Origin of the sequence: Cryobacterium sp. (assembly GCF_025463825.1) — a bacterium.
Lineage (GTDB): Bacteria > Actinomycetota > Actinomycetes > Actinomycetales > Microbacteriaceae > Cryobacterium.
Genome location: NZ_JAODBG010000126.1, coordinates 1 through 22,431, shown reverse-complemented (window position 1 = coordinate 22,431; position 22,431 = coordinate 1). Strand labels below are relative to the sequence as shown.

Genomic DNA, 22,431 nt, shown 5'->3' with positions numbered 1-22,431 from the left:
ACGGTCCTGTCCGCCGTGGGCGTTGATCCCGAACCGGTGCTCATCGAATGGATCCTGCCAATCACGATGCCCGCCGCCCTCGTGGTGGCGGCCTGGCGACCTGCTGATCCTGATGGATCTGATCCTGATCCTGATCCTGATCCCGATCCTGGTCCTGAGCCTGCTGCTCTACTCGATTTCGGCCAGGGACTCGCTCGCCCGGCCCGGTCTGTTCGTCGTGCTGCAGCTGGTGCTCGTGATCGTGACGCTGGGCCTCAACCTGCTGTTGCTGGTGAACCTGGTTCGCACGGCGTGGCTCACGACCGGCTTCCTGCGTGCCAAACGACCATTCGCCGCGCTGGAGAACTGGCAGACCCGGTACCTGCCGGTCTACGGCGGCGGGGCGCTCGTGGTGGTCGTGATTTTCCCGCTCGCCTTCGCCTTCGCCTGACGCCGGTTCAGGCCGGGCGCGGCACCAGGGATTCGGCGGCGATGGTGCGGTCCACGACGCCCGCGGCCGCGGCGCGCAGGGTGACGTCGTGCTCGCGGGCATAGTTGCGGAGCGCGGCGAAGGCCTCGGTCATGGTGCAGGAACGCACCTGGGCGAGCACACCCTTGGCCTGCTCCACCAGGACCCTCGTGTCCAGGGCGAGGTGCAGCTGCGCCGCGACCGCTCCCGGCTCGCGAAAACTGCGTTCGTGCAGGATGCCGACGGTCGCGACATCCGCCAGCGCCTGTGCCAGTTGTGAGTCGCGGACGCTGAGCGCGCCAATGCGGGTGCTCAACAGGTTCATGGCGCCGATGACCTCACCGTGCAGCCGGAGCGGGGTCGCGTGCGCGGCGCGGAAGCCCTGGTCCAGTGCCGTGCGGCGAAAGCGCGGCCACCGGCCTGCCTCCGCCTCGATGTCGGACACGCTCACCACCCGGCCGGTGCTGAAGCAGTCGACGCAGGGGCCGCCGCCCGCCGCGACGATCATGACTTCCACGATTTCGGCTTCCTCACTCGTGGAGGCAACCAACTCGAGTTGGCCGGCGCCGTCGACAATGAGAATGCCACCGGCCTGGACGCCGAGAAGCTCGGTGCAGGTGTTCATGAGGGTGGACAACAGGTCCAGGACGTCATAGCTGTCGACCAGGGTGCCGGCGACCCGCACGAACGCGTCGTTGATCCGCTCTTCTCGAGTGCTGTCGTCTCGGGCGCTGTCTGCACGGATGTTGCCAGCCACGTATTCGCTGTCGTTCATGTACGCCTACTCCGGTAGCTCTGCGAAATTGAGGCGACGACTGACGACGTCGTGGGCAATCTCTTGAACGGTGTATCCGCTGGAAAAAGCGTAAGCCCGAATCCGGGATAACGCATCGGTTGCGGATACCTGCAGCTGGATCAGGACCATGCCGGTCGCCTGGTGAATCTCCCTCCGGGACTCGATGGGCGGCTGGCCGTCAGGAGATTCATCGGCGGCCAAAACGATGGCCCGGCGAAATGAGGGCCCGGCGATCGCACGACACAAGGAGGCGCCGATGTCGACGGCGTCGTCATCGAGAGGTCCGGGGGTCGTGCGGTAACAGGTCACGGTTCCGGTGCAGGCGGCGCCCAACATGAGGGGAAAAGCGAAAATGGCGCCGACGGTCAACTCGGCGGCGCTCCGCAGGAATGCCGGCCAGAGGTCCACCCAGGCGAGTTCCGGAACGCTGATCAGGGTGGCGGTCCGGTAGGCGTCCACAGATGGGCCTTCGCCCAGATCGAACTGCATCTCTTCGAGTCGGGTCGACGTCGCGTCGGTGGCCTGGATCAGTGTGGCGCGGCGGTCCTGATCGAAAACCGAGATCGCTGCCCCGGTGATGGGAAGGAGCTCCAGAAACGGGGAGGTCAATTGAGTGCCAGCTGTGCGTGACGTTTCTGCGCGTTCGCTCATCGGTGTCACCGTTTGCATCCGTTGTCACTGGGTCGTGATCACGCGTACGGGGTACGCGTGCATCTACAGGTCCACGTTAGTCCCGCGCAGCCCGCCCCGGGCGGTGCGGCGATGATCGGTCACGGCTGCGGTGCACTTGGGTAGTGTCTGAGAAGCCGAACCGACTCACGAAAGGCCCAGCATGTCCCACACTTCTCCTTCCGCGGAGGAACCCGACGCATTTTTTGACGGCCGCAGGGAATCCGCAAACGAGCGGCTGGATCGCAATTGGGCCGAGCTGCTTCAGGAACTCCGGGTCATCCAGACCGGAACGCAGATTCTCACCGGCTTCCTGCTGGCCGCGGTGTTCCAGTCCCGGTTCGACGAGCTCGACGAGTTCCAGCGAGATGTCTACCTGGTCCTGGTGGTCACGTCGATCCTCACGACCCTCGTCGGGCTCGCGCCGGTCAGCCTGCACCGGGTGCTGTTCCGGCAGCGGGCCAAGGACCGCATCGTTCGGTTCACCGACTACTTCGTGCAGGTCACCCTCGCCGGCGTTGCGCTGACGGTCGCCGGCATCGGGCTGCTGATCTTCGACCTGGTGCTCGGCAGGGCCTGGGGAGTCGTGTTCGCCGTCTTCATCCTGGCCGTGGTCACCATCATCTGGGTTGTCGTGCCGCGTAGGATTCGCCATGCCGGTTAGATGACCATGCTCGGGGCATTAGGTGACTATCCTCGGGGCATGAGACTGGTATTCACGGCGTGGCTGCTGTTCATAAGTGTGAGCCTGATTTACATGCTGATCATCGCTTTGTCGGGTAGGTGAGATCACCGTGAAACGATTGCGGCCGCACGCGCTGAGCATTTTCTTCGCCGGGATCTTTCTCCTGGCCCTCTGGGGCCAGTCCGTCGCCGGCTTGGCTGAGTACAACGCCGATCAAGCTGCGCATGGCTCGCCGGCGGTGTCGTACCTCGCCTTCGTCACATCGTCTGACTTCGTGGTCGACGTCGCCGAGAACTGGCAATCGGAGTTCTTGCAGTTCTTCCTGTTCATCCTCGCCACAGTGTGGTTGGTCCAGAAGGGATCCCCCGAGTCCAAGAAGCCGGGTGATGAGGGCGCCGGATCCGACCAAGAGCAGCTGGTCGGACGGTACGCGAAGGCCGAGTCGCCACGCTGGGCTCGACTGTCCGGATGGCGTCTGGCGCTGTATTCGAACTCGCTCCTGCTGGTCATGGGGGCGATCTTCGCCGCCTCCTGGCTCATCCAATCCCTCGCCGGCGTTGTGGTCTACAACCAGGAGCAGGCTGACCACGGCCAGGAGGCGGTGACCTGGCTCGGCTACGTTGCTTCGCCGGACTTTTGGAACCGCACCCTGCAGAATTGGCAATCCGAGTTCCTTGCCGTAGGCAGCATGGTGGCCTTCTCCATCTATCTGCGGCAGCGGGGCTCGTCCGAATCCAAGCCCGTCGGCACCCCGCATCTGGAAAGCGGAACCGAAGGGGAATAACGATTTCCTACCTATAAAGGGTTCTTCCCGAGAAGCGTCTCGGAGAAGCGGTTCTCAAGCTATTGTGACGAAACATCAGTTTCGGTACACACAGCGCGGAGGACACAATGGCCAAGAACCCTGTTCGCTGGTCGGCGCTCGGGATTGTCGCGGTGCTCACCCTGGCATCCTGCGCCACCGGCTCGTCGACGACCACGGACGACAACGTCAGTTACGACCCGGACGCTTCGCTCTCCGGGGACTTGTCCATAATGGGCTTCGGCGCTGGTGACGAGGTGGCCACGGCCCGCCTCGACCGCACGAAGGAAATCCTCGGGGCGGACGTCAAGGTGAGCCTGATCGAAGGCGACCTGGACATTCAGCAATTCCTGTCTGCTGTGGCCGCGGGTGATCCGCCTGAACTGGTGTACGCGGACCGCGCCCAGATCGGTTCCTTCGCGGCGAGGGGCGCGATCATCTCACTGGACAAGTGCATCTCGGGCGAGAAAATCGACACCGAACAGTACCGGGTGCCGGCCATCGACCAGGTGACCTTCAATGACTCCATCTACGGCATCCCGGAGTTCAACCAGATCCAAGTCACCATGGCCAACACGAGCCTCCTGGATGCTGCAGGCCTGACCATCGACGATGTCAACGGATCCGACTGGTCTGCCATGGGCGTTGCGAACCAGAAGCTGGCTGTGAACAGCGGCGGCGTTGCGGTGATCGGGGTCGATCCCAAGCTGCCGGAGTTCTTGCCGCTATGGGCCGCCGGCAACGGTGGAGCGCTGCTTTCTTCTGACGGAAAGACCGCCCAGCTTGCCGACCCTGAGGTGGTCAAGGCCCTCGAATTCGGGGTGGGCCTCTACGAGGCGCAAGGTGGTTTCGCCGCCGTGAAGGCATTCCGCGACTCTGCCGACTTCTTTGGGGCCGGCAACCAGTTCGCCACGAACACTCTCGGCGCTATGCCGATGGAGCAGTGGTACATCAACGTGCTGAACGACGTGTCTCCGGACGCCACCATTTCGTTCGACACCGTGCGAGACACCCAGGGCAAACCGATGGCGTTCGCCGGCGGCTCGGCCTGGGCCATTCCAGCCGGCAGCGACAATCCCGCCGCCGCCTGCCGGTTTGCCGCAACCATGACCGAAGTGGATGCCTGGCTCGCCGCAGCGGAGGCTCGCATCGCCATCCGCGCCGAGGAAGGTAAACCCTTCACCGGGATCCTCACCGGCAACGAGGTTGCGGACGACAAGGTGCGTTCGCTCGTGGAGTCGACGGGAAGCGCCCAATGGGACAGCGCCATCGAGGCGATGTACGAGGCCAACGACAACACCTTCTCACTGCCGCCCAACCCCGCTGACGCGGAGTTCACGACCATCTGGCAGGACGCCGTCAACCGGGTTCTCAACGGGCAGGACACCGCGCAGAGCGCTCTCGAGGACGCCAACGTCAAAGCCCAGGAGGCGCTGGACAAGGCGTGGGCCGACATCGAGGGCAAGGGCTGATCATGTCCGCGCCAACCAACCGAATGCCGGTCAACCCGGCAGCGGTCCTGGCGGGCACGCTGGCGGATAAGACGGAAAAAGGCGGCTTCACCCCACCGCCGGCTTCCCCCGCCCGGCGGCGGGCGCGGCGCAGGAACTTCTACTCGGCCCTGCTCTTCCTGAGCCCCTGGATCCTGGGCTTCCTGATCTTCACGCTCTGGCCCATCCTCTACAGCGCCTACCTGTCGCTGACCGATTACGACGTGATCAACGCCCCCACCTTCACCGGCTTCGATAACTACGTCGAACTGGTGCAGGATCCCAAGATCGCCCTCGCGCTGGGGAACACCATTTTCTACACGGTGATCCAGGTGCCTCTCCACATCGGGGTGGCGCTCGCCCTGGCGCTGCTGCTGAGCCGGATCGGGCAGTCTTCCGGATTCTTCCGCACGGTGTTCTTCCTGCCCAACATGACGCCGCCGGTCGCGGTGGGCGTTCTGTTCCTGCTGGTCTTCAACGGACAGAACGGATTCGTCAACCTGGTGCTGGGCTGGTTCGGGGTGAACGGCCCGGCCTGGACCACTGACCCCAACTGGGTGAAACCGGGCCTGATCCTAATGAGCCTGTGGCAGGTAGGAGCGTCCGTCGTCATCCTGCTGGCCGCGCTGCAGAGCGTCCCCAAGGAGCTTTACGAGTCGGCGCGCCTGGACGGTGCCGGCTTTTGGCGGCAGACCCGCTCGGTCACAGTGCCGTTGATCAGTCCGGCCCTGTTCTTTCTGGTGATCATCAACACCATCGCCGGGTTCAACAACTTCACCGAGGCCTATACGGCGTTCTTCGGCTCCGGCAATTCCACCTACAGCAACGATGCCGCGCTGTTCTACGTCATCTACCTGTTCCAGCAGGGCTTCGAATTCCTGCACATGGGGTACGCCTCGGCCATGGCCTGGCTGCTGTTCCTGATCGTGCTCCTGGTCACCGCGGTCCAGATGATCGTGTCCAGACGACTGGTCTTCTACGAGGGAGGCTCCCAATGACCCGCACGCCGGCGCCGCCCGGACCCCCGTCGATCACCCCGAGCGCGCCGGCCGGCGCGATCGGCCCGGTCGCGCAGACCGCTCCTGGTCGCCCGCGCGCATCGCGCGGCACGTCCGTGGCGACGCCGCGGCGTAAGCGGATGCGACCGTCGATGGTGATCGTCGGCATCCTGCTGTCACTGGCCACCCTGGTGTTCATCTACCCGTTCATCTGGTTGATCAGCGCCTCGTTCAAGCCGCGCAGCGAGGTCTTCGACAACCAGTTGATCCCGAACACCTTCACCCTCGACAACTACCTGCAAGTCTGGCAGGAAGCGCCGCTGGGTCTGTGGCTGCTCAACACGGTGATCGTCACGGTGCTCGCAACGCTCGCCGTCACCGTCTCCAGCGCCATGGTCGCCTGGGGATTCGCCTACTTCCGGTTCCGGGGCCGGGAACTGTTGTTCGGCGTGGTGCTGGCCACCATGATGCTTCCGGGCGCCGTGACGATGATCCCGGTGTTCCTGATCTGGAACGGCCTGGGAACCACCGGTACTCTCACCCCGCTCTGGGCGGGCAACCTGTTCGGCAGCGCGTTCTACATCTTCCTGCTGCGGCAGTTCTTCCTCGGCATCCCGCGCGATCTCTTCGAGGCGGCCCGCATCGACGGGGCCGGCAATTGGGCCATCTTCCAGCGCATCGCCGTGCCGCTGTGCAAACCCGCCATTGTCGTGACGATCCTGTTCGAGGCGCAAGCCGCCTGGACCGACCTGATGCGGCCGCTGATCTACCTGCGTGATTCGTCGACCTTCACGATTCCCCGCGGCCTCAAGGCCCTCGTCGATCAGTTCGGTTTCGGCGGCGACTGGCACTGGGAGATCATCGTCACGGCCAGCGTCATCACCACGATCCCCATGATCATCCTGTTCTTCCTCGGTCAGCGACAGTTCGTCGAGGGAGTCGCGACGACCGGGATGAAGGGTTGACTACTTCCTGGAGAAGTCGTTCGGCTCCAGCCCGGCGATGCGCTTGGCGTGCCCCCGGAGGGCGTCCTCGGTGAGCGACAGGTGGGCATCGGCGAAGCGCTGACGCAGCGCCTCCAGAACCTGGGCCTCGTCGTGGCCGGCCAGGTCGGCTTCCTGCTGCACGAGGATTCCGGCCACCTTGGCGTCGTCCGGTTGAGAGTGCTGGTCCTGGATCGGTTCGTCCTGGGTGTCACCATTGCGAGTCATGTCGTCCTCCGATCACCGGAACTGCTGAGAGGCCGTTCTGCCTCACCCTGTCATTCTGCCTCACGACGTCAAGGCGCCCCACCCCGTCAATGTGGCGAGACGCCCGGGGTCGCGCCGTGGTCGAGGTTGGGCATCCGGGGAGGTTTCTCTGAGGGTTTACTCAGGCTGAGTCGGAAACACTGGGAATCCAGTCAACCCGAAGGACCCCCGTGAGCAATCTCCAGCGCATTCTGAACATGGCAGCAAAAGCCCTCGACAAGTCGGGACAGTCCTCCGCCCCCTCTCCCGCGAACTCTGGCGCCTCGGGATCCCGCAAGACGGACTGGCGTGATCTGGTGCGCACCGCCGCCGACAGGGTGACCGGGGATTCCCGGCCGGCGACGTTCGCGCCCGCGGCGCCCCGGGCCGCCCCGCAGCCCGCGCAGTCCGGCAATCCGGAAGACGCCGCCGCCATCGTCCGCTACGACTACCTGCTCAAGACCGCCCAGCCAGAACAGCTCGAGCAGGTGCACCGTGACGCCTTCGCCCGGTTGACCCCCGCCCAGCGTGAGCAGGTCAGTGCGCAGCTCAAGGCGGAACTGCCGGCCACCGAGCACCCCGCCTCTGCCGAACCCGGCGACCTGGCGCGCGCTGCGGCGCGCGGCGAGGCCCACAAGCCCGGTTTCCTGCGCGGGCTGTTCGCCAAGACCGGCGGCCGTGGCGGTGCCGCCCTCGCCGGTGCCGGGGTGGGTGCTGTCGCGGGCGCCGGGCTGGGAGCGGCGGAGGGACTCCTCGCCGCCGTGGCCGGCGGGGCCGTGCTCAGCAGCGTGGCCGCACCGATCCTGGAACAAGCGGCGGGCCTCGGCGTGGACTTCGAGAACCTCGCCGGCGGACTCGGCGATCTCTCCGCCGGCGCAGAGGACTACGCCGGCGGAATCGGCGAGCAGCTCTCCGAAGCCGGCTCCAATTTCGAGGTGCCGTCGTCGCTGTCCGACCTCGGTTCGAATCTCGAGATCCCGGGGCTCGGCGACCTGGGACGCTTCTTCGGCCGCGGGTGAGCGGATGCGCGTCGCGGTGATCTGACAGGTGGAACCCGGCGTCGCCGAAAGCGGTCGAAACCGACGACACCCTCGAAGCGGCCCGGTTGGACGGCGCCAGCGAGGTGCGGATCTTCGGCGCGATCGCCCTGCCGATGAGGTCCCAGGGGCTCGTGACGGTGTTCCTGCTCCAGTTCGTGGGCATCTGGAAGAAATTCCTGCTGCCGTTCATCATGCTCTCCGACCAGAGCAAGTATCCCGTCACCCTGGGCCTGTACACGTGCCTCTCCAAGGGTGCGGGCGACAGCGACCTCTACCCCCTCGTCATCATGGGCTTCGCCGTCTCGATCATCCCGCTGATCATCCTGTTGCTGGTGCTGCAACGATTCTGGCGAGCCGACCTGCTCGCCGGCGGCCTCAAGGGCTGAGCCTCGCTAGATTCGGTAGCGCTCCGTTCGGTAGCGTGGGGAGCAGTTACCGAGGGAGAGTTTCATGAAAGCGATCGTCGTCGAAGCATCGGGTGGCCCAGAGGTGCTGGAATACCGGGACCACCCGGAGCCCACGCCCGGCCCCGGGCAGGTTCTCGTGCGCACCGCCGCAGCGGGGGTCAACTTCATCGAGACGTACCAGCGCGACGGCACCTATCCGATGTCGTTCCCCTATGTTCCCGGCGCTGAGGGCTCCGGAACGATTGAGCAGCTGGGTGAGGGCGTGACCGAGCTGCGCGTCGGGCAACGGGTCACGACCGCCGAGGGAACCGGAACCTATGCCGAGCTCTTCCTGGTGGATGCCGAGAAGGCCGTGCCCGTTCCCGACGGCCTCGACGATCTGACCGCTGCCGCGCTGCCGTTGCAGGGCTACACGGCGCACTACCTCGCCACCTCCACCTTCCGGGCCGACGCTTCGCACACCGTGCTGCTGCACGCCGGCGCCGGCGGCGTCGGCCTGCTCCTCACCCAACTGCTCAAGCGCATCGGCGCCACCGTCATCACGACGGTGTCCACCGACGACAAGGAGGCGCTGAGCCGCGCCGCCGGCGCCGACCACGTGCTGCGCTACGACGGGCTCGCCGACGAGGTCCGCGCCCTCACCGGCGGGCGAGGGGTCGATGTGGTCTACGACGGCGTGGGCCGCACGACGTTCGACGCATCGCTGGCAAGCCTGGCACCGCGAGGGATGCTGGTGCTTTTCGGCGGCGCCTCCGGCCCGGTGCCGCCGGTGGACCCGATGCGCTTGAACCGGGGCGGGTCGCTGTTCCTCACCCGGCCGACGATGAAGGACTACCTGCAGACCGCCGAGGAACGCCGGTGGCGGGCCCGGGAGCTGTTCGAGGCCATCGCCGAGGGGGCTCTGGATGTGCGCGTCGGGGCGACCTATCCGCTCGCCGATGCCGGGCGGTCCCACGTCGACCTGCAGGCCAGGGCCACCACCGGAAAATCGATCCTCCTGCCGTGATGGCGGGAAAACCCACCGAGGGAGACCTGGGTCAGCTAATCTGAGGCCAGAGGGGGTCGGATGCCGAAGCGCAAGGATCCCGGTAGCGATCATGCATCCGCCTTCGACCGGTCCCGCCCCTGGCAGCTTCGGATGATGTGGCTGCTCCTGGCCGCCTACATCGTCGGCCTTTTCTGGACCGGGGACGGGTACAACCCGGCGGTGGACGGCTGGTTGGGTTCCCTCACCCAGTTCGTTCCGGCGGTCGTGTGCTGGGCGGCGCTGCACCGCTCGGGGTCGCGGCGCCTGCAGGTGGGGCTGGCAGCGGCCGCCGTCACGTCCTATGCGCTGGCGAACGGCTACTACATCGCGACGCTGGCCGGCGCCCAGGCGCTGCCGTTCCCGTCGCCCGCCGATGTCGGCTACCTGCTCTACTACCCGCTGATGCTGGCGGCGCTGATCACGCTGATTCACCGGCAACTGCGGCACCTGTCGTGGCCGGTCATCCTCGACAGCGCCGTCGGAGCGCTTGGCGCGGCTGCGGTGCTTGCGGTGCTGCTGAGCCCGATCGTGGATCCGGCGCTCGAGGAGCCTCTGTCGATCGGAACCGCGTTCGCCCTCGCCTATCCCTTGTTCAACCTGGTGCTCGTCGCCGCCGTCGTCGGGATCGCCGCGACGGGCGGACTGGACGCCGGCCGCCGCTGGGCCTTCCTGGTCGTCGGGCTGATGGTGCTCACCGCAGCGGACATCGTCTATGCCTTGCGGTTGGCCAACGACGCCTACGTGGTCGGGACACCCCTGGACGCGGGGTGGGCCATCGGGCTCACCCTGGTCGCCGTCTGGGTCGACGGGTCGGCGCGGAGCGAGAGCCCGGTGCGCCGCGGCCATACGCGCCACTGGGCACTGGCCGTTCCTGGGCTTGCGACGACTGCCGGGCTCGTGGTGTTGATCCTGAGCAGCCAGACGACGGTGTCGTGGCTGGCGGTGTCGTTGGCGAGCGTGACCCTGGTGATGGCGGCGGTGCGCACCCAACTGGCGTTCCGGCAACTCGTGAAAATGGCCGACCTGCGTAGCCAGGCCCGCACCGATGACCTGACCGGTCTGCCGAACCGCCGGGCCCTGTACACCGACGTGCCCCTGCTGCTGGCGATGGTTCCGAGCCGGCCCACCGCGTTGTTGGTGCTGGACCTCGACAGGTTCAAGGAAGTCAACGACAGTCTGGGCCACGACGTCGGCGACCGGCTGCTCGTGCAGGTCGGTCAGCGCCTGACCCGGCAGCTGGCGCCCGACGACCTGCTGGCCCGGCTGGGTGGGGACGAGTTTGCGCTGCTCCTGAGCAACACGGGACCGGAACAGGCCATGGCTGTGGCCGGCCGCCTGCGGTCGGCGCTGGCCGAGCCGTTCACCCTCGAAGGCATCGCGTTGCAGGCCAACGTCAGCATCGGGATCGCTCTTTTCCCAGACCACGCCCAGGACCTGACCGGACTGCTCCGGAAGGCGGACATGGCGATGTACGCCGCCAAAGCGGCCCGCACCGGGCATCAGATCTACGTCGGCTCCCACGACAGCCACGGCGACGACCGGCTCCGCACCCTGCAGGAACTGCGAACCGCGCTGCATGAGGACGAATTGGTCCTGCACTTCCAACCCAAAATCGACCTCGCCAGCAATGAGGTGCGGGGGGTCGAAGCCCTCGTGCGCTGGAATCACCCCCACCGCGGCCTGCTCTACCCCGACGCGTTCCTCACCCTGGTCGAAGAGGCCGGCTTGATGCACGACCTCACCCAGATCGTGCTCGGCAAGGCCCTCGACCAGAGCGCGATCTGGCACGATCGCGGTCAGCCGCTGACGGTGGCGGTGAACCTCTCGGCCAGCTCCCTCATCGACGCCGCCTTGCCCGGGCGAATCGAAGCCATGATCGCCGCCCGCGGCCTGACCGCCTCGGCGCTGATGCTGGAAATCACCGAAGACTTCCTGATGGCCGACCGCGAACGCGCCCACGCCATCCTGACGCTGCTGCGCGAGAGCGGCATCCACATCGCCATCGACGATTTCGGGACCGGCTACAGCTCCCTGTCGTACCTGCGGGACCTGCCCATCGATGAGCTCAAGCTCGACCGATCGTTTGTGCTGCCCATGGCGGTGAACCCGCGCGCAGCCACGCTCGTGGCGTCCACCATCGCCCTTGCCCATGGCCTCGGCTTGCGCATAGTTGCCGAAGGGGTGGAGGCCGAGGACGCCTACGCCGACCTGGCCCGCTTCGGCTGCGACGAAGCGCAGGGGTATTTCCTGTCCCGCCCGCTGCCGGCCGCGGAGCTGGACCACTGGATTGCCGGGCGGTCTGTGCCCGAGGCTCCGGTGGCCGTCGCGGCGGTTCCCGGCTTCCCGGCTCCACGCTCACCGAGTTCGACGTGGCCGGCGATCCCCGACACGCGGAGGCGCTGATCATCGAGCACACTCCGACCACGATCATCCGCGACACCGGCGGTCGCGAGGTCTCCCGGGCCACCGGCGTGCCGTCGCTGCCCCCGTTCCTCGTCGCCACCGCTCGTGCGCGTGAATGACGCCAACCCCCGGAGGAGCCAGCATTGACCAAGAGCCGAGCGACCGCCAGCGCCGATTCCTCCAACCTGACCCTCAGCCTGCCCGAGGAGCTTCAGCTGGCCCTGCCTCCCCTCACCGGGCACCTCCGCTTCGGGTCGATGGACATCGCGGTCGCCGCGATCATCGACCTCGCGCTGCGGGGACGGATCGTTGCGACAAAGTCGCGTTTCGGGCAGCCGTCCGACGCGAAACTCACCCTGGTGGACGCGTCGCCCACCGGCAACGGGCCGCTGGACGCGGTGGTACAGGCGTTCGTCGCCCGCGGCAAGCCGTGGAAGGCCTACCCGGCGCGGCTCGACCGGGCACCGTCGCTCGACGATCCGATGGCCACGGTGCTGCTGGACATCCGTCACCACTCTGCCGAGGGCTGGACGCGCAAGCCGGGCCAGAAAAAACCGCCGATGCTCGCCGACTATCCCGAGAACGTCGGTATCACCGCCCGCGGCACCTTGAGCGCGCTGTACATCGCGTCGGGCTCCGCGGTCTGACGCGCCGCAGGCGGACGTTGTTCAGGTGCCGCTGTTCAGCCGGACGTCGCAGGCGATTCGATGGTCACCGCGCCTCCACGTAGGCCGAAGTGCGCACGGCCCGGATCGAGCCGACCGTGACGAGCGGTCCCTCCGAGGCGGCCAGGCGCGCAGCGGCGGCGGCGGGAAGGGCGACGGGGGAGTCGGTGGCCAGGGGCAGCACGAGTAATTGCACGATGGACGTTGCGGTGTATCCGACATCGACCAGGTTCACCCACCAGGGCGAACCGTCCCAGAAACGGTCCGAGACGATGCGCCCGTCCACCAACAGCGTGCCGACGTCGCCCGCCCATCCGATCTCGAGGAAGGAGTCGCCCGTCGCCGCGAAAGGGGGCAGCGACAGGCTGAAGACGGCGGCGTTGTCGGCAACGAAGCCGGCCGACGGGGCCGAGGGCCGGCCATCGACCTCGCCGTACAGGGTCGGCACCTCGGCCGCCGCGTCGCGGACCGACGTGGCCGCTACGGGTCCGGCGTCCGTGGGCGGCGAAGCTGCAGTGAGGGCGAGCGTCGTGAAATCGCGGGTCGCCGGATCGTAGACGCGGACGTCCGGAACCGAGCGGAGGCTTCGGACCTCCAGCACGCCCGCGGTCGTCCACCGGATTTCGTCGTCGCTGATCAGCACCCGTTCCGCATGGCCGGCCGCGGTCGCCTGCACCCAGACCGACCCCGCAACGCTCGCGGGGAGCACAAGAATGTCGAGGTGTGCTGAGCCGAGACTGATGCGGGTCGGTGTCGATCCGGGCTCGATGGCGGCGATCAGCCTGCCAGCCACTGTGCTGACGGATGCGGCGTCGATGCGGCAGCGCTCGTCGACCGCGAGTTCGGTGGGGATGCCGTCCTCGGCGACGAGGACCAGGGTGGGTACCGCGCCATCGAGCAGGGTCAGCACCGACGCCGTCGCCCAGGCCGGCCGTATCCCTCCTACGTCGAGTCCCACCGGCCAGTGTGCGAGTGTTCCAGGCTCGATATCGACCGGCCGGGAGGGCAGGGTGACCACCCCGTCGTCGAGGGCCAGCCGGAACTGCGCGTCTCGGTACGTGCCGAGCGGGATGTGCGGCTGGTGCCACGCGATGCACAGGAATCCGTGCTGGCCGTCACCCCGGAAGGCCCACCGGAGGGTGTCGGTGTCCTCCACGCCGGCGGGCCTGACGTCGGGGAAGTGGGGCGGCAGGTCGGCGAGGACGTCGCCGAAGGCCTGCAGGAGGAAGTGCTGACGGCGGAAGGCGGAATGGCTCGGGGCGAGGTTGCCGGCTTCGCCGATGGACGAGTGGAAGTCATAGCTGAGTTCGACCATGTCGTTCGGGTAGCCGCTCGCGTGGGATTCCTGGAGGTTTGGGCCCGGGTTGGTGCCTCCGGCGTACATGTACAGCCCCTGCCACGCCGACCCGTTGCCGATCTTGCAGTGGCTGACCGCCGCGACGTCCAGGGCGGACGGCCACGGGCGCCGATGGTACGCCGTGGCCATTCCCCCGCCGATCTCGCAGGTCGCTGCCGGGAACCAAGAGGACGACAGGCCGCCGGCACCGTCGACGACCTTGCCCCGCACATCCGCGCCGATCCCCGGGTCATCCCACGGCCTGTCCTGGTCGACCCAGAACCCATCGCCGTAGCCGCCGTAGAGTGGCAGGACCTCGAGGTCGGGAAGCTGGGCGCCGCCCCACGCCGTCGCGGTCCACAACGGTGCACTGATGCCGCTGTCGCGCACGATCTCCTTAATGTCGAGGCCGACGGCGCGAATCTCGTCGATGAAGGCACCGACGTCGAGGTTGCCGTCGAAGCGCGGCTTGCCGCGCTCGGCCACATGGTGTAGCCAGGGCACGTAGAACGAGACGACGGTGATCCCGCCCGCTTGCATCTGCCGGATCCGTTCAGCCCAGCGCCGGCGCGGAACCCGGCTGTAGTGGATCTCGCCGGAGACCGGGATCCAGGACGCCCCCGCGCGGGTCAGGTGGCGGCTGTCCAGGTGGAGGCCGACTCGGTTGTCGGTCTCGTTGGCCATCGCGGGAGTACGGGCTTCAACGGTCCAGGTTGTTGAGGACAGCGACAGTGGCATGGTTTGAATGCTCATGGCGTTCCCTCGGGGACGATGGTGATCTCGACGGAGGCCCGAGTCGAGTGATCCTGTGCGAACGAGGTGACACGCACGGAACGGCCGGCGTCGCCGACGGGCAGGAGTCGCCAGGCGCTGTCGTCCACCAGCACGCCGTCGATCATGACGAGGCCGCTCGGGACGTGCGGCGTCGCCCGAATCCCCACCGAGGTGTCGCGCGGCAGCGAGAGGGTGTACGCGCGCCGGTCCGGGGCGAACGCCGGCTCCAGCACTCCGGCCGAGACCTCGAGCCCGCTCAGGCGGGGGTCGTCGTCGAAATCGCGGCGGGAGCGAACGTGGATCCCGTAGACCGACGGAACCGGCGAGATTCCCACTCCCTGGAACCGGAGGGTGAGCACGGAATCCCGACCGCCCGCGCCCAGCGGCACCTCGTACCACTGGGTGAACCACCCGCTGTCGACCGTTTCCGCTGGGGTCAGCGGGCCGCGAGCGATGACGGTCCCGTCGACGACGACCGCGCATGCCTGGCCGGCGTCCCGCGAGTGGTAGAGCACCCCGATCGACACGACGTCGGGGCGGAAGCGGAGGGCGAATTCGTAGCTGAACCATCCGCTCGGCTTCGCCCGTCGAAAGGTGCGGCCATCGAAGGTGCCGACAGTGGAGTCCGACGTCCTGTAATTCTTGTCGGCCTCGCTGTTGTTGTTGTCGAAAGAGGTGAGCGCGTCGAGGGTGACCTCGCGGGAACGTTGTTGTTCCTTCGTCGCCCGGATCCGTGCCTGGGCGTCTGCCGAGTCGGGCTCGATGAGGGTCGTGTAGATCGCATAGCGGGCGTCGTACAGGCTGAAGTAGGGCTCGAAGCTCCACGACTGCTCGCCGCGGAGGTCGAACCGCAGTTCCGCCGTGCCGGCTGGTGCGGACCGGTCCGGCCGGCGCACCAGGTTCTGCGCAAGCGCTCCCTTCCATTCCGCTACATCGTTCACGAGCAGGTCCGAGCTCAGGGATTTGTCGGCAACGCCCATCCGGACGAGCACTCCGGCCTCGTAGTCGGCGTCGATGCCGTCCCGGGAGAGCGCACGGGCGAGCAGGACCGGTCCGAACTTGATGGCGACGAAGTTCGGGTTCTCGGTTGAGTCGTCCAGCGTCAGGTCCGCAGGAACGCGGTAGCGCAGCTCGTCACCGGCGGCGACCGGAACCGAGACGAACCCGTCGACCGGGACCAGGTCCAGCGGGCGGTCGTTGAGCGTCACCTGGGGTAGGCCGTCGATCCACGCCGGCACCCGGATGCGCAGGGTTCGTTCGCTGTCGAACTCCTGGCCGTCCAGCGCTGCGACGCTGAAGCTCACTTCGTCAGTGGCGGGGACGTCGGCAAGCTGGCTCAGCTGCAGGTTCAGGTGGGGCAGTCGTACGGTGGAGCTGCGGAACATCGTGACGTAGACGGAGGTGGCGTCGGTGAAGTACACGGAGTCGCCGAGTTTCGTGAAGCTCTCGATACCCGTTCCGTGATCGCACCAGAACTCGTCGAGTTCGCGCCCGAAGACCTTCGCGTAGCCCGGCGCCATCGGCTGGAAATAGGTGACCATGCCGGTGTGTGGGTTCTGCGACGCCAGGATCGAATTGATGAACGTCGACTCGTAGTAGTCGGCGTACTCGCTTCGGCGCGTCAGTTCGAACAGCAGCCGGGTCAGCTTGAGCATGTTGTACTCGTTGCACCCCTCTGCGGTGGAATTCTCGCCGTAGCCCGTCGTCTGGCCGCTGGTGGCATGGCGGCACAAGCTGCCCGCCTCATGGAAGTGCTCCGACTGGCTGTTCGCGCCGTTCGCGTAGGTGTGGTCGTCGACGACGACCCGCCAGAACCGCTCGGCGGCCGCGCGGTACCGCGGCAATTCGGCCTTCTCGGCATCCGTCAGCGTGGCGTAGAGGCCCTCGTCGCCCGTGAGCACCAGGTACCGCTTGAGCGCCCCGATGAGCTTGGGGATAGTCGTGTTGGCGTGCAGGCCGTTCAGGACATCCCTCTCGTCCGCCAGCGCCCAGAAGAGCTCGAGCTCGTCGAAATGCTCGGCCGCGCGCTTGTGCTCGGGATTCCGGGTGAGCGCGTACAGCTCGTAGAGCGCGTCGTTCATGCCGCCGTATTCGGTGGCGAGGATCACGCCGGGATCCGGCTGGCGGGCGGCCCATCGCCCGATCCAGGAACCGAAATCCGCCGCGACCCGCAGCGCGCGCTCGCCGAGTGGGCCGGGCAGGTACTGGTGCACGTGCAGGAGGCCCGCCAGCACCTTGTGCAGGTTGTAGAACGGCACCAGCAACCCGTCCGATCCGCTGGGCAGGGAGCCGACGGGGAACGGTGCGACAAAGCCGCGATCGTCGGGGTGGTCGGCCGCATACGCGCGCTGGCAGGCTTCGAGGCCCTCGACGGCAATAGTGATGGCGGCCAGTCGGTCATCGGGCAGGTCTCCGTCCGCCAGGGCGCCGTCTGCCGAGGCGGCATGCGCCTGGGCGAGTGCGGACAGGTAATGACCGAAGAAATGCCCCTGGAAGCGCAGGCCCGTGCTGCGTTCCCAGCCGCCGTATCCCGACGGCGTGAGCGGCTCGAGCCCGGCCTCCCTATAGAAGGAGTGCAGGAACGTGGCCGGGTCGAGCCGCTCGAGATATCCCCGGGTCTTGGTGGCCGCATTCACCAGGTACGGATCGAGAAGCGTGACCTGGGAGAGCGGAACTGACATCAACGGAGACGTAGGGTGCACGAGCACACCCTATCGGTCGCACTAGCACCAGGGCGGCACGACCGCCGCTCTGATAGCGTCACAGCACATGGTGCCCGAAGAGTGGATCGAACACCGCCGCGACGACCGCGAGCCGGTGGGCTGGATCGTGCCCGACGGTGACGGATTCCGGCCGGTCGACCGCCTCGGCCGCTGGCTGACCAGCGGACCGGTGGACTGGCTGCCGGCCGAGGAGATGCTGGAGGCGCTGGGGATCGGCTTCCTGGCCGACCGCTACCAGCTGCGACTTCCCGATGGCACGCAGCGGCCTGTCCGGATCATCGAGGCGAGCGCCGACGGTGTGACCGTCGTCGCCGATGAGTATGGCGCCGCCTCCGCGGTGGGCGCCCACAGCGACCGCTACCGCCTGCCGTTCCCGGCGCCGGATACCCTCCAGTCGGCGTCGACGGTCCACCCCGGGCACTGACCCGCCGCCGCCGCACCTGCACCGGCATACGACAAGGCACCGACCCCTACGGGGCCGGTGCCTTGTCTTCTGGTTTTCTTATGCCTTGCGACGGCCCACGAGGAGGCCGTAGATGAGGAGAACGATGATGGATCCGCCGATGGCCAGGAGCCACGTCTGGATGGAGAAGAAGTCCTCGAGTGGCGCGTTGAACAGGAGGCTGCCGAGGAAGCCACCCAGCAGTGCGCCGACGACGCCGAGCAGGAGGGTGACGAACCATCCGCCACCCTGGTTGCCCGGGAGAATCAGCTTGGCGATGGCGCCGGCCAGGAGGCCGAGAAGAAGGAATCCGAAGAAGCCCATGGGTGTGTGCCTGCTTTCTGTTCTGTGTTTCGGTTCTGTGTGCTGGTAGGTGGTGCTGGAAACTACGCGGCGAGAGTGTCGCGCAGGTAGGCGGGCCGGGGTGCCCGAAGAGGGATCGGGGCGTCACGCGACGAGTTTCATCACGCGCCCCCCTTGGTTAGTGTTTCTATTAGTTCGTCTGTCTAGTAATCAACTTACATGAACCAAATCGAAGCGCAAAACCGCGTCTCTGCATCCGCCGTGAAGCAGCTGGAACGGCTGCGCGACATTTTGTTAGAAGAACTAGTCTTTGGAGATGGCATATTCGGTACAGAACGCGGGAACGCATTACTGGTACTCCGACGACGCCCAGCGCGAGCGGAGCGTCGCGGTGCTCGAGGCGATGCGCACCTACCGCGCGGCGGAATCCGCAATGCGCAGCAGAACCCAACGATCCATGGGCCTGGGGGAGAACGACATCCTCGCGCTCCGCTATCTGCTGACGGCGAAACAGGACGGCCGCTCCATCGGCCCCAAGGAACTCACCGCCTACCTCGGGATCTCAAGCGCGTCGACAACGGTACTGATCGACCGCCTCCAAAACGCCGGGCAGGTGCGACGGGAACACAGCCCGTTCGATCGCCGCGCCCTGATCCTGGTTCCGACCGCCAGCACCGCCGAGGAGATCCAGGCGGCGCTGGGCGACGTGCCCGCCCGGATGGTCGACGTAGCGGACCGCCTGGACCCAGCGCAGGCCAAAGTCGTCGTCGACTTCCTCAACAGCATGCGGGCGGCCGTCGACGAGATCGACGCCCACGTCGCCACCGACGACCCACCCGCTCGATTGTCGTGACGGCACCTCATGCCGCCGAGGTCATCGCCACGCTCCTGGACTACCGGCTCGCCGAGGAGGCCATGCGTCGCCGCACCCGCGACTCGATGCGCATGGGCACGATGGACCTGCAAGCGATCCGGTTCCTGCTCAAGGCGCAGGGCGAACAGCGGATCGTCTCCGGCCGCAACCTCGCCGACCACCTGGGCATGACGTCGGCGTCAGTCACGGCTCTCCTCGACCGGTTGACCAAGAGTGGGCATGTGCAGCGCACTCCGCACCCGACCAACCGGCGCAGCAACATGGTCACCGCCACCACGGGATCCGAGGACGAAGTGCGGCAGACCCTCGGCGCCATGCACGGCCGGATGATCGAAACGGCCAAGGCGCTCAGCGCGGAAGACGCGGCACTGATCGCGCAATTCCTGGAATCGATGACGGCCGCCGTCGACAGCATCGACGCCGAAGACCCGCTGTACTGAGCACCATCGGCTACTGAGCACCACCCGCTGCGGGGGCTATTCCTCGTCCCGAAGGTCGATGTCCTCGCCGGCCAGCTCGTTGTCGGGCAGGTCGGGTTCGGCTTCGAGCGGTTCCGAACCGGTCGGTCCGGCGTAGTGGCCGTTGTCGACGACGGTCTCACCGGCCACCGCGTCATTCGTCACCGTCTGCTTGCTGGCAGCGGCATCCGTCAGGGGATCCGGCGCATTGTCGGGCGTGGTCGCATTGGCATCGGTCATGGTCTTGTCCTTCCACGAAGCTCGCTACTTTGACACCTTCCAGCCTGCCACAGTAGCTGCGTCGCTGGCGGTCTTAGGCGGCATCCTTGCCCAACCGGCCTGCCGGGCGTTACGTTCGTTAGCGGCATTCGACGACGAGGCCGGGAATGGAATCGCAACGTGAACAGCAGTAAAGAGCCCGCGGGGCGAATCGATTTTGCCATCATCGGCAGCGGGTGGCGCAGCGAATTCTTCCTCCGCATCGCGCGTGAACTCCCGGACCGGTTCCGGGTCGTCGGACTTGTGACCCGCGGTGACGACACGGGCCGGGCGGTGCAGAAGATGTGGGGCGTCCCGACGTTCGCCACCATCGACCAGCTCGTCCAGCACACGGCACCGGAATTCGCCGTTGTATCGGTTCCCCGGGAGGTGGCGCCGGAGACGATCACCCGCCTCGCCGGCCTCGGGATGCCGGTGCTCACGGAGACGCCGCCGGGGCTGGACCTGGATGCGATTCTGCCGCTGCACCGACTCGTGGCCGATGGCGCGATCATCCAGGTGGCCGAGCAGTATCACCTCTCCCCCCTGCTGTCGGCGCAGTTGTCGATAGCCCACTCCGGCAAGCTGGGCGAGGTCAGCCAGGTGATGGTGGCCCAGTGTCACGACTATCACGGGGTGAGCATCATCCGCCGAGCCCTCGGTGTCGGCTTCGCCGAGGCGCGCATCACCGCGTCGGTGTTCCGCTCGCCCCTGGTGACCGGCCCTGGCCGATCGGGAGAGCCCGAACAGGAGGCCGTCGTCGAAGCGACCCAGGTCACGGCACGGTTCGAGTTCGGCGACCAGTTGGGCGTCTACGACTTCGCTGGCGAGCAGTACTTCTCCTGGATCCGCGCCAACCGTCTGCTCATTCGCGGAGATCGCGGCGAGATCAACGATCTCGAGGTGCGCTACCTCCAGAACTTCCGCACGCCGATGTTCCACACCATCCGCCGCGTCGATACCGGCGAGGGCGGCAATCTCGAAGGTCGCTTCCTCCGTGGCTTGATCGCCGGCGACGAGTGGGTCTATCGCAACCCGTTCATACCGGGCCGGTTGAGCGACGATGAACTGGCGATCGCGGAATGCCTGGTGCGCATGAGCGCCCATGTCGATGGCGGGCCACCGTTCTACAGCCTGGCCGAGGCCTCACAGGATCATTATCTGCAGCTGCTGATGCATCAGGCTGTGGAGACCGGTGAAGCTGTGACATCGACTCGCCAGCCGTGGTGCGACTAGGTTCGAATTATGGCTGCACACCGTAGAACTCTGGTTATTTTCGGCGCAGGTGGAGACCTGAGCACCCGATTGCTTCTTCCCGGCCTCGGCCAGCTTCTCGCGGCTGACCGTGACCTCGAGCTTGAGCTGATCGGAGCGAGCAACGCGGAGATCACTCCGGACGCGTGGCAAGACCTGCTCCGCACCGCCTTCGCAAAGGGCGGGGCCGACCCGGATGCCACCGAACCGGTCGTTGCCGCTAGCCGCTACCTCGTCGCCGATGCGACCGAGGCAGACGATCTGCGCCGGATCCTCGGCGAATGTGCGACCCCGCCCGTACTGTATTTCGCTCTGCCGCCGGCCGTGACCGAGGCCAGTTGCCGTGCGCTCGACACCATCGAGCTCCCTGACGGCCTCTCGCTCGCCCTTGAGAAGCCGTTTGGCACCGACCTGGCCAGCGCGGTGGCGCTCAACCGCCTCGTGTCGCGCCTCGTGCCTGAGTCGAGGGTCCACCGCGTGGACCACTTCCTCGGAAAGTCCACGGTGCTGAACCTGCTCGGCCTTCGCTTTGCGAACCGGATCTTCGAGCAGACCTGGAACGCAGAGAACGTCGAGAAGATCGAGATCCACTACGACGAAAAGCTGGGCCTGGAGAGTCGCGCGGGGTACTACGACAAGGCGGGGGCGCTCGTCGACATGATTCAAAGCCATCTGCTGCTGGTGCTGGCCCTGACCACCATGGAACCGCCGTCGACCCTCGACTCGGACGACCTGCGCGGGGCGATGGCACAGGCGCTGCGTGCGACCCACCTGTGGCCCGGCGAGCCGCAGCTGGTCGCTCGGCGTGCGCGCTACACGGCCGGCGCAATCGACGGACGCGACCTGCCCTCCTACGCGGACGAGGAGGGCGTCAACCCGGCGCTGAAGACCGAAACGCTCGCGGAGATCACCCTCGCCGTCGACAACTGGCGGTGGGCCGGGGTTCCGATCGTGTTGCGTTCGGGGAAGGCCCTCGATGACAGCCGCAAAGACATCGTGGTCACCTTCAAACCCGTGCCCCACCTGCCCGTCGGGCTTACCGGCCCCACCGCGCCCACGCGGCTTCACATCGCGCTCGACCCCAACGGGATGACGCTCGACATCAATGTCAACGGTGAGGGCGATCCGTTCACCCTCGAAACCGTTTCCCTCGAGACGGATCTTGGCGCCGGAGCGCTGGACGCCTACGGCGAAATCCTCGCGGGCATCCTCACCAGCGACCCGTCGATCTCGGTGCGAGGAGATGTTGCCGAGGAATGCTGGCGAATCATCACCCCGATCCTCGAGGCGTGGAACGGTGACGTGCCGCTCGACGAGTACTCGGCCGGAAGCGCCGGTCCAGCCAGCTGG

Annotated in this window: 23 protein-coding genes and 1 pseudogene; 17 read left to right on the top strand and 7 right to left on the bottom strand. The window is 66.8% G+C overall.

Going from position 1 to position 22,431, the window contains the following annotated elements; genetic code table 11:
• Positions 1–112 precede the first annotated feature (112 nt).
• Positions 113–430, top strand: a complete 318-nt coding sequence (locus JWP54_RS15740; RefSeq protein WP_297373853.1) for a hypothetical protein — start codon at positions 113–115, stop codon at positions 428–430.
• 7 nt (positions 431–437) lie between these two features.
• On the opposite strand, the gene JWP54_RS15735 is transcribed toward JWP54_RS15740, so the two are convergent.
• Positions 438–1,223, bottom strand: a complete 786-nt coding sequence (locus JWP54_RS15735) for a GAF and ANTAR domain-containing protein (RefSeq protein ID WP_297373835.1) — start codon at positions 1,221–1,223, stop codon at positions 438–440.
• A 6-nt stretch (positions 1,224–1,229) separates the two neighbouring features.
• Positions 1,230–1,895, bottom strand: a complete 666-nt coding sequence (locus tag JWP54_RS15730; protein WP_297373833.1) for a GAF and ANTAR domain-containing protein — start codon at positions 1,893–1,895, stop codon at positions 1,230–1,232.
• A gap of 181 nt (positions 1,896–2,076) precedes the next feature.
• Between JWP54_RS15730 and JWP54_RS15725 the strand changes: the two genes are divergently transcribed.
• The 5 genes from JWP54_RS15725 to JWP54_RS15705 all read left to right on the top strand — a co-directional run bounded on the left by JWP54_RS15725 (position 2,077) and on the right by JWP54_RS15705 (position 6,853).
• Positions 2,077–2,577, top strand: coding sequence for a DUF6328 family protein (locus JWP54_RS15725; RefSeq protein WP_297373832.1), 501 nt, complete (start codon positions 2,077–2,079; stop codon positions 2,575–2,577).
• A gap of 130 nt (positions 2,578–2,707) precedes the next feature.
• Positions 2,708–3,382, top strand: coding sequence for a DUF6766 family protein (locus tag JWP54_RS15720; protein WP_297373830.1), 675 nt, complete (start codon positions 2,708–2,710; stop codon positions 3,380–3,382).
• A 107-nt stretch (positions 3,383–3,489) separates the two neighbouring features.
• Positions 3,490–4,872, top strand: coding sequence for an extracellular solute-binding protein (locus tag JWP54_RS15715; RefSeq protein WP_297373828.1), 1,383 nt, complete (start codon positions 3,490–3,492; stop codon positions 4,870–4,872).
• Positions 4,873–4,874: 2 nt separating this feature from the next.
• Positions 4,875–5,888, top strand: a complete 1,014-nt coding sequence (locus JWP54_RS15710; protein ID WP_297373825.1) for a carbohydrate ABC transporter permease — start codon at positions 4,875–4,877, stop codon at positions 5,886–5,888.
• Positions 5,885–6,853 carry a carbohydrate ABC transporter permease gene (locus tag JWP54_RS15705; protein WP_297373822.1) on the top strand — a complete coding sequence of 323 codons (969 nt, stop codon included), beginning with the start codon at positions 5,885–5,887 and terminating at the stop codon, positions 6,851–6,853. The genes JWP54_RS15710 and JWP54_RS15705 overlap by 4 nt, the downstream gene beginning before the upstream one ends.
• Here the strand turns inward: JWP54_RS15705 and JWP54_RS15700 are convergent, their stop codons facing one another.
• Positions 6,854–7,099 (bottom strand): hypothetical protein, encoded by a 246-nt coding sequence (locus JWP54_RS15700; RefSeq protein WP_297373819.1) that lies wholly within the window; start codon positions 7,097–7,099, stop codon positions 6,854–6,856. It abuts the gene before it with no gap.
• A gap of 209 nt (positions 7,100–7,308) precedes the next feature.
• Between JWP54_RS15700 and JWP54_RS15695 the strand changes: the two genes are divergently transcribed.
• The 6 genes and pseudogenes from JWP54_RS15695 to JWP54_RS15670 all read left to right on the top strand — a co-directional run bounded on the left by JWP54_RS15695 (position 7,309) and on the right by JWP54_RS15670 (position 12,641).
• Entirely contained in the window at positions 7,309–8,136 is an 828-nt protein-coding gene (locus JWP54_RS15695) for a cation-transporting ATPase (RefSeq protein ID WP_297373815.1), read from the top strand.
• A 77-nt stretch (positions 8,137–8,213) separates the two neighbouring features.
• Positions 8,214–8,543, top strand: a pseudogene (locus JWP54_RS15690) (ABC transporter permease subunit); the annotation flags it as partial.
• A gap of 64 nt (positions 8,544–8,607) precedes the next feature.
• Positions 8,608–9,570 (top strand): quinone oxidoreductase, encoded by a 963-nt coding sequence (locus tag JWP54_RS15685; RefSeq protein ID WP_297373812.1) that lies wholly within the window; start codon positions 8,608–8,610, stop codon positions 9,568–9,570.
• A 60-nt stretch (positions 9,571–9,630) separates the two neighbouring features.
• Positions 9,631–11,994 carry an EAL domain-containing protein gene (locus JWP54_RS15680; RefSeq protein WP_297373809.1) on the top strand — a complete coding sequence of 788 codons (2,364 nt, stop codon included), beginning with the start codon at positions 9,631–9,633 and terminating at the stop codon, positions 11,992–11,994.
• On the top strand, positions 11,961–12,113 hold the full coding sequence (locus JWP54_RS15675) for a hypothetical protein (protein ID WP_297373806.1): 153 nt from the start codon (positions 11,961–11,963) through the stop codon (positions 12,111–12,113). Before JWP54_RS15680 ends, JWP54_RS15675 begins: the two co-directional genes overlap by 34 nt.
• A gap of 24 nt (positions 12,114–12,137) precedes the next feature.
• Positions 12,138–12,641 (top strand): GPP34 family phosphoprotein, encoded by a 504-nt coding sequence (locus tag JWP54_RS15670; RefSeq protein WP_297373803.1) that lies wholly within the window; start codon positions 12,138–12,140, stop codon positions 12,639–12,641.
• Positions 12,642–12,705: 64 nt separating this feature from the next.
• Here JWP54_RS15670 and JWP54_RS15665 read toward each other — a convergent pair whose 3' ends face one another.
• Complete coding sequence (locus tag JWP54_RS15665; protein ID WP_297373800.1) at positions 12,706–14,748, bottom strand: beta-galactosidase; 2,043 nt, start codon at positions 14,746–14,748, stop codon at positions 12,706–12,708.
• A complete protein-coding gene (locus JWP54_RS15660) occupies positions 14,745–17,450 on the bottom strand; it encodes a beta-L-arabinofuranosidase domain-containing protein (RefSeq protein WP_297373797.1) in 2,706 nt (901 codons plus the stop codon). Before JWP54_RS15660 ends, JWP54_RS15665 begins: the two co-directional genes overlap by 4 nt.
• A gap of 88 nt (positions 17,451–17,538) precedes the next feature.
• On the opposite strand from JWP54_RS15660, the gene JWP54_RS15655 reads away from it, so the two are divergent.
• Positions 17,539–17,916, top strand: a complete 378-nt coding sequence (locus JWP54_RS15655; protein WP_297373794.1) for a hypothetical protein — start codon at positions 17,539–17,541, stop codon at positions 17,914–17,916.
• Positions 17,917–17,994: 78 nt separating this feature from the next.
• Here the strand turns inward: JWP54_RS15655 and JWP54_RS15650 are convergent, their stop codons facing one another.
• A complete protein-coding gene (locus JWP54_RS15650) occupies positions 17,995–18,258 on the bottom strand; it encodes a GlsB/YeaQ/YmgE family stress response membrane protein (RefSeq protein ID WP_066593261.1) in 264 nt (87 codons plus the stop codon).
• 295 nt (positions 18,259–18,553) lie between these two features.
• Here JWP54_RS15650 and JWP54_RS15645 point away from each other — a divergent pair, with 295 nt between their 5' ends.
• Positions 18,554–19,090 (top strand): MarR family winged helix-turn-helix transcriptional regulator, encoded by a 537-nt coding sequence (locus JWP54_RS15645; RefSeq protein ID WP_297373790.1) that lies wholly within the window; start codon positions 18,554–18,556, stop codon positions 19,088–19,090.
• The gene (locus JWP54_RS15640) at positions 19,087–19,551 is read left to right on the top strand and encodes a MarR family transcriptional regulator (RefSeq protein WP_297373788.1); all 465 of its coding nucleotides are present in this window, start codon (positions 19,087–19,089) and stop codon (positions 19,549–19,551) included. The genes JWP54_RS15645 and JWP54_RS15640 overlap by 4 nt, the downstream gene beginning before the upstream one ends.
• 36 nt (positions 19,552–19,587) lie before the next feature.
• Here JWP54_RS15640 and JWP54_RS15635 read toward each other — a convergent pair whose 3' ends face one another.
• Positions 19,588–19,809, bottom strand: a complete 222-nt coding sequence (locus JWP54_RS15635) for a hypothetical protein (protein WP_297373785.1) — start codon at positions 19,807–19,809, stop codon at positions 19,588–19,590.
• Positions 19,810–19,968: 159 nt separating this feature from the next.
• Between JWP54_RS15635 and JWP54_RS15630 the strand changes: the two genes are divergently transcribed.
• Positions 19,969–21,063 carry a Gfo/Idh/MocA family oxidoreductase gene (locus tag JWP54_RS15630; protein WP_297373782.1) on the top strand — a complete coding sequence of 365 codons (1,095 nt, stop codon included), beginning with the start codon at positions 19,969–19,971 and terminating at the stop codon, positions 21,061–21,063.
• A 9-nt stretch (positions 21,064–21,072) separates the two neighbouring features.
• Positions 21,073–22,431, top strand: a 1,359-nt coding sequence (locus JWP54_RS15625; RefSeq protein WP_297373779.1) for a glucose-6-phosphate dehydrogenase, incomplete at its 3' end; no start/stop codon positions are given.

Bases quoted from the DNA above. Each gene is read 5' to 3' on its own strand.
- JWP54_RS15740 (WP_297373853.1), top strand. From the start codon at position 113: ATGGATCTGATCCTGATCCTGATCCTGATCCCGATCCTGGTCCTGAGC.
- JWP54_RS15735 (WP_297373835.1), bottom strand. From the start codon at position 1,223: ATGAACGACAGCGAATACGTGGCTGGCAACATCCGTGCAGACAGCGCC.
- JWP54_RS15730 (WP_297373833.1), bottom strand. From the start codon at position 1,895: ATGAGCGAACGCGCAGAAACGTCACGCACAGCTGGCACTCAATTGACC.
- JWP54_RS15725 (WP_297373832.1), top strand. From the start codon at position 2,077: ATGTCCCACACTTCTCCTTCCGCGGAGGAACCCGACGCATTTTTTGAC.
- JWP54_RS15715 (WP_297373828.1), top strand. From the start codon at position 3,490: ATGGCCAAGAACCCTGTTCGCTGGTCGGCGCTCGGGATTGTCGCGGTG.
- JWP54_RS15710 (WP_297373825.1), top strand. From the start codon at position 4,875: ATGTCCGCGCCAACCAACCGAATGCCGGTCAACCCGGCAGCGGTCCTG.
- JWP54_RS15705 (WP_297373822.1), top strand. From the start codon at position 5,885: ATGACCCGCACGCCGGCGCCGCCCGGACCCCCGTCGATCACCCCGAGC.
- JWP54_RS15700 (WP_297373819.1), bottom strand. From the start codon at position 7,099: ATGACTCGCAATGGTGACACCCAGGACGAACCGATCCAGGACCAGCAC.
- JWP54_RS15685 (WP_297373812.1), top strand. From the start codon at position 8,608: ATGAAAGCGATCGTCGTCGAAGCATCGGGTGGCCCAGAGGTGCTGGAA.
- JWP54_RS15680 (WP_297373809.1), top strand. From the start codon at position 9,631: ATGCCGAAGCGCAAGGATCCCGGTAGCGATCATGCATCCGCCTTCGAC.
- JWP54_RS15665 (WP_297373800.1), bottom strand. From the start codon at position 14,748: ATGAGCATTCAAACCATGCCACTGTCGCTGTCCTCAACAACCTGGACC.
- JWP54_RS15660 (WP_297373797.1), bottom strand. From the start codon at position 17,450: ATGTCAGTTCCGCTCTCCCAGGTCACGCTTCTCGATCCGTACCTGGTG.
- JWP54_RS15655 (WP_297373794.1), top strand. From the start codon at position 17,539: ATGGTGCCCGAAGAGTGGATCGAACACCGCCGCGACGACCGCGAGCCG.
- JWP54_RS15650 (WP_066593261.1), bottom strand. From the start codon at position 18,258: ATGGGCTTCTTCGGATTCCTTCTTCTCGGCCTCCTGGCCGGCGCCATC.
- JWP54_RS15645 (WP_297373790.1), top strand. From the start codon at position 18,554: ATGGCATATTCGGTACAGAACGCGGGAACGCATTACTGGTACTCCGAC.
- JWP54_RS15635 (WP_297373785.1), bottom strand. From the start codon at position 19,809: ATGACCGATGCCAATGCGACCACGCCCGACAATGCGCCGGATCCCCTG.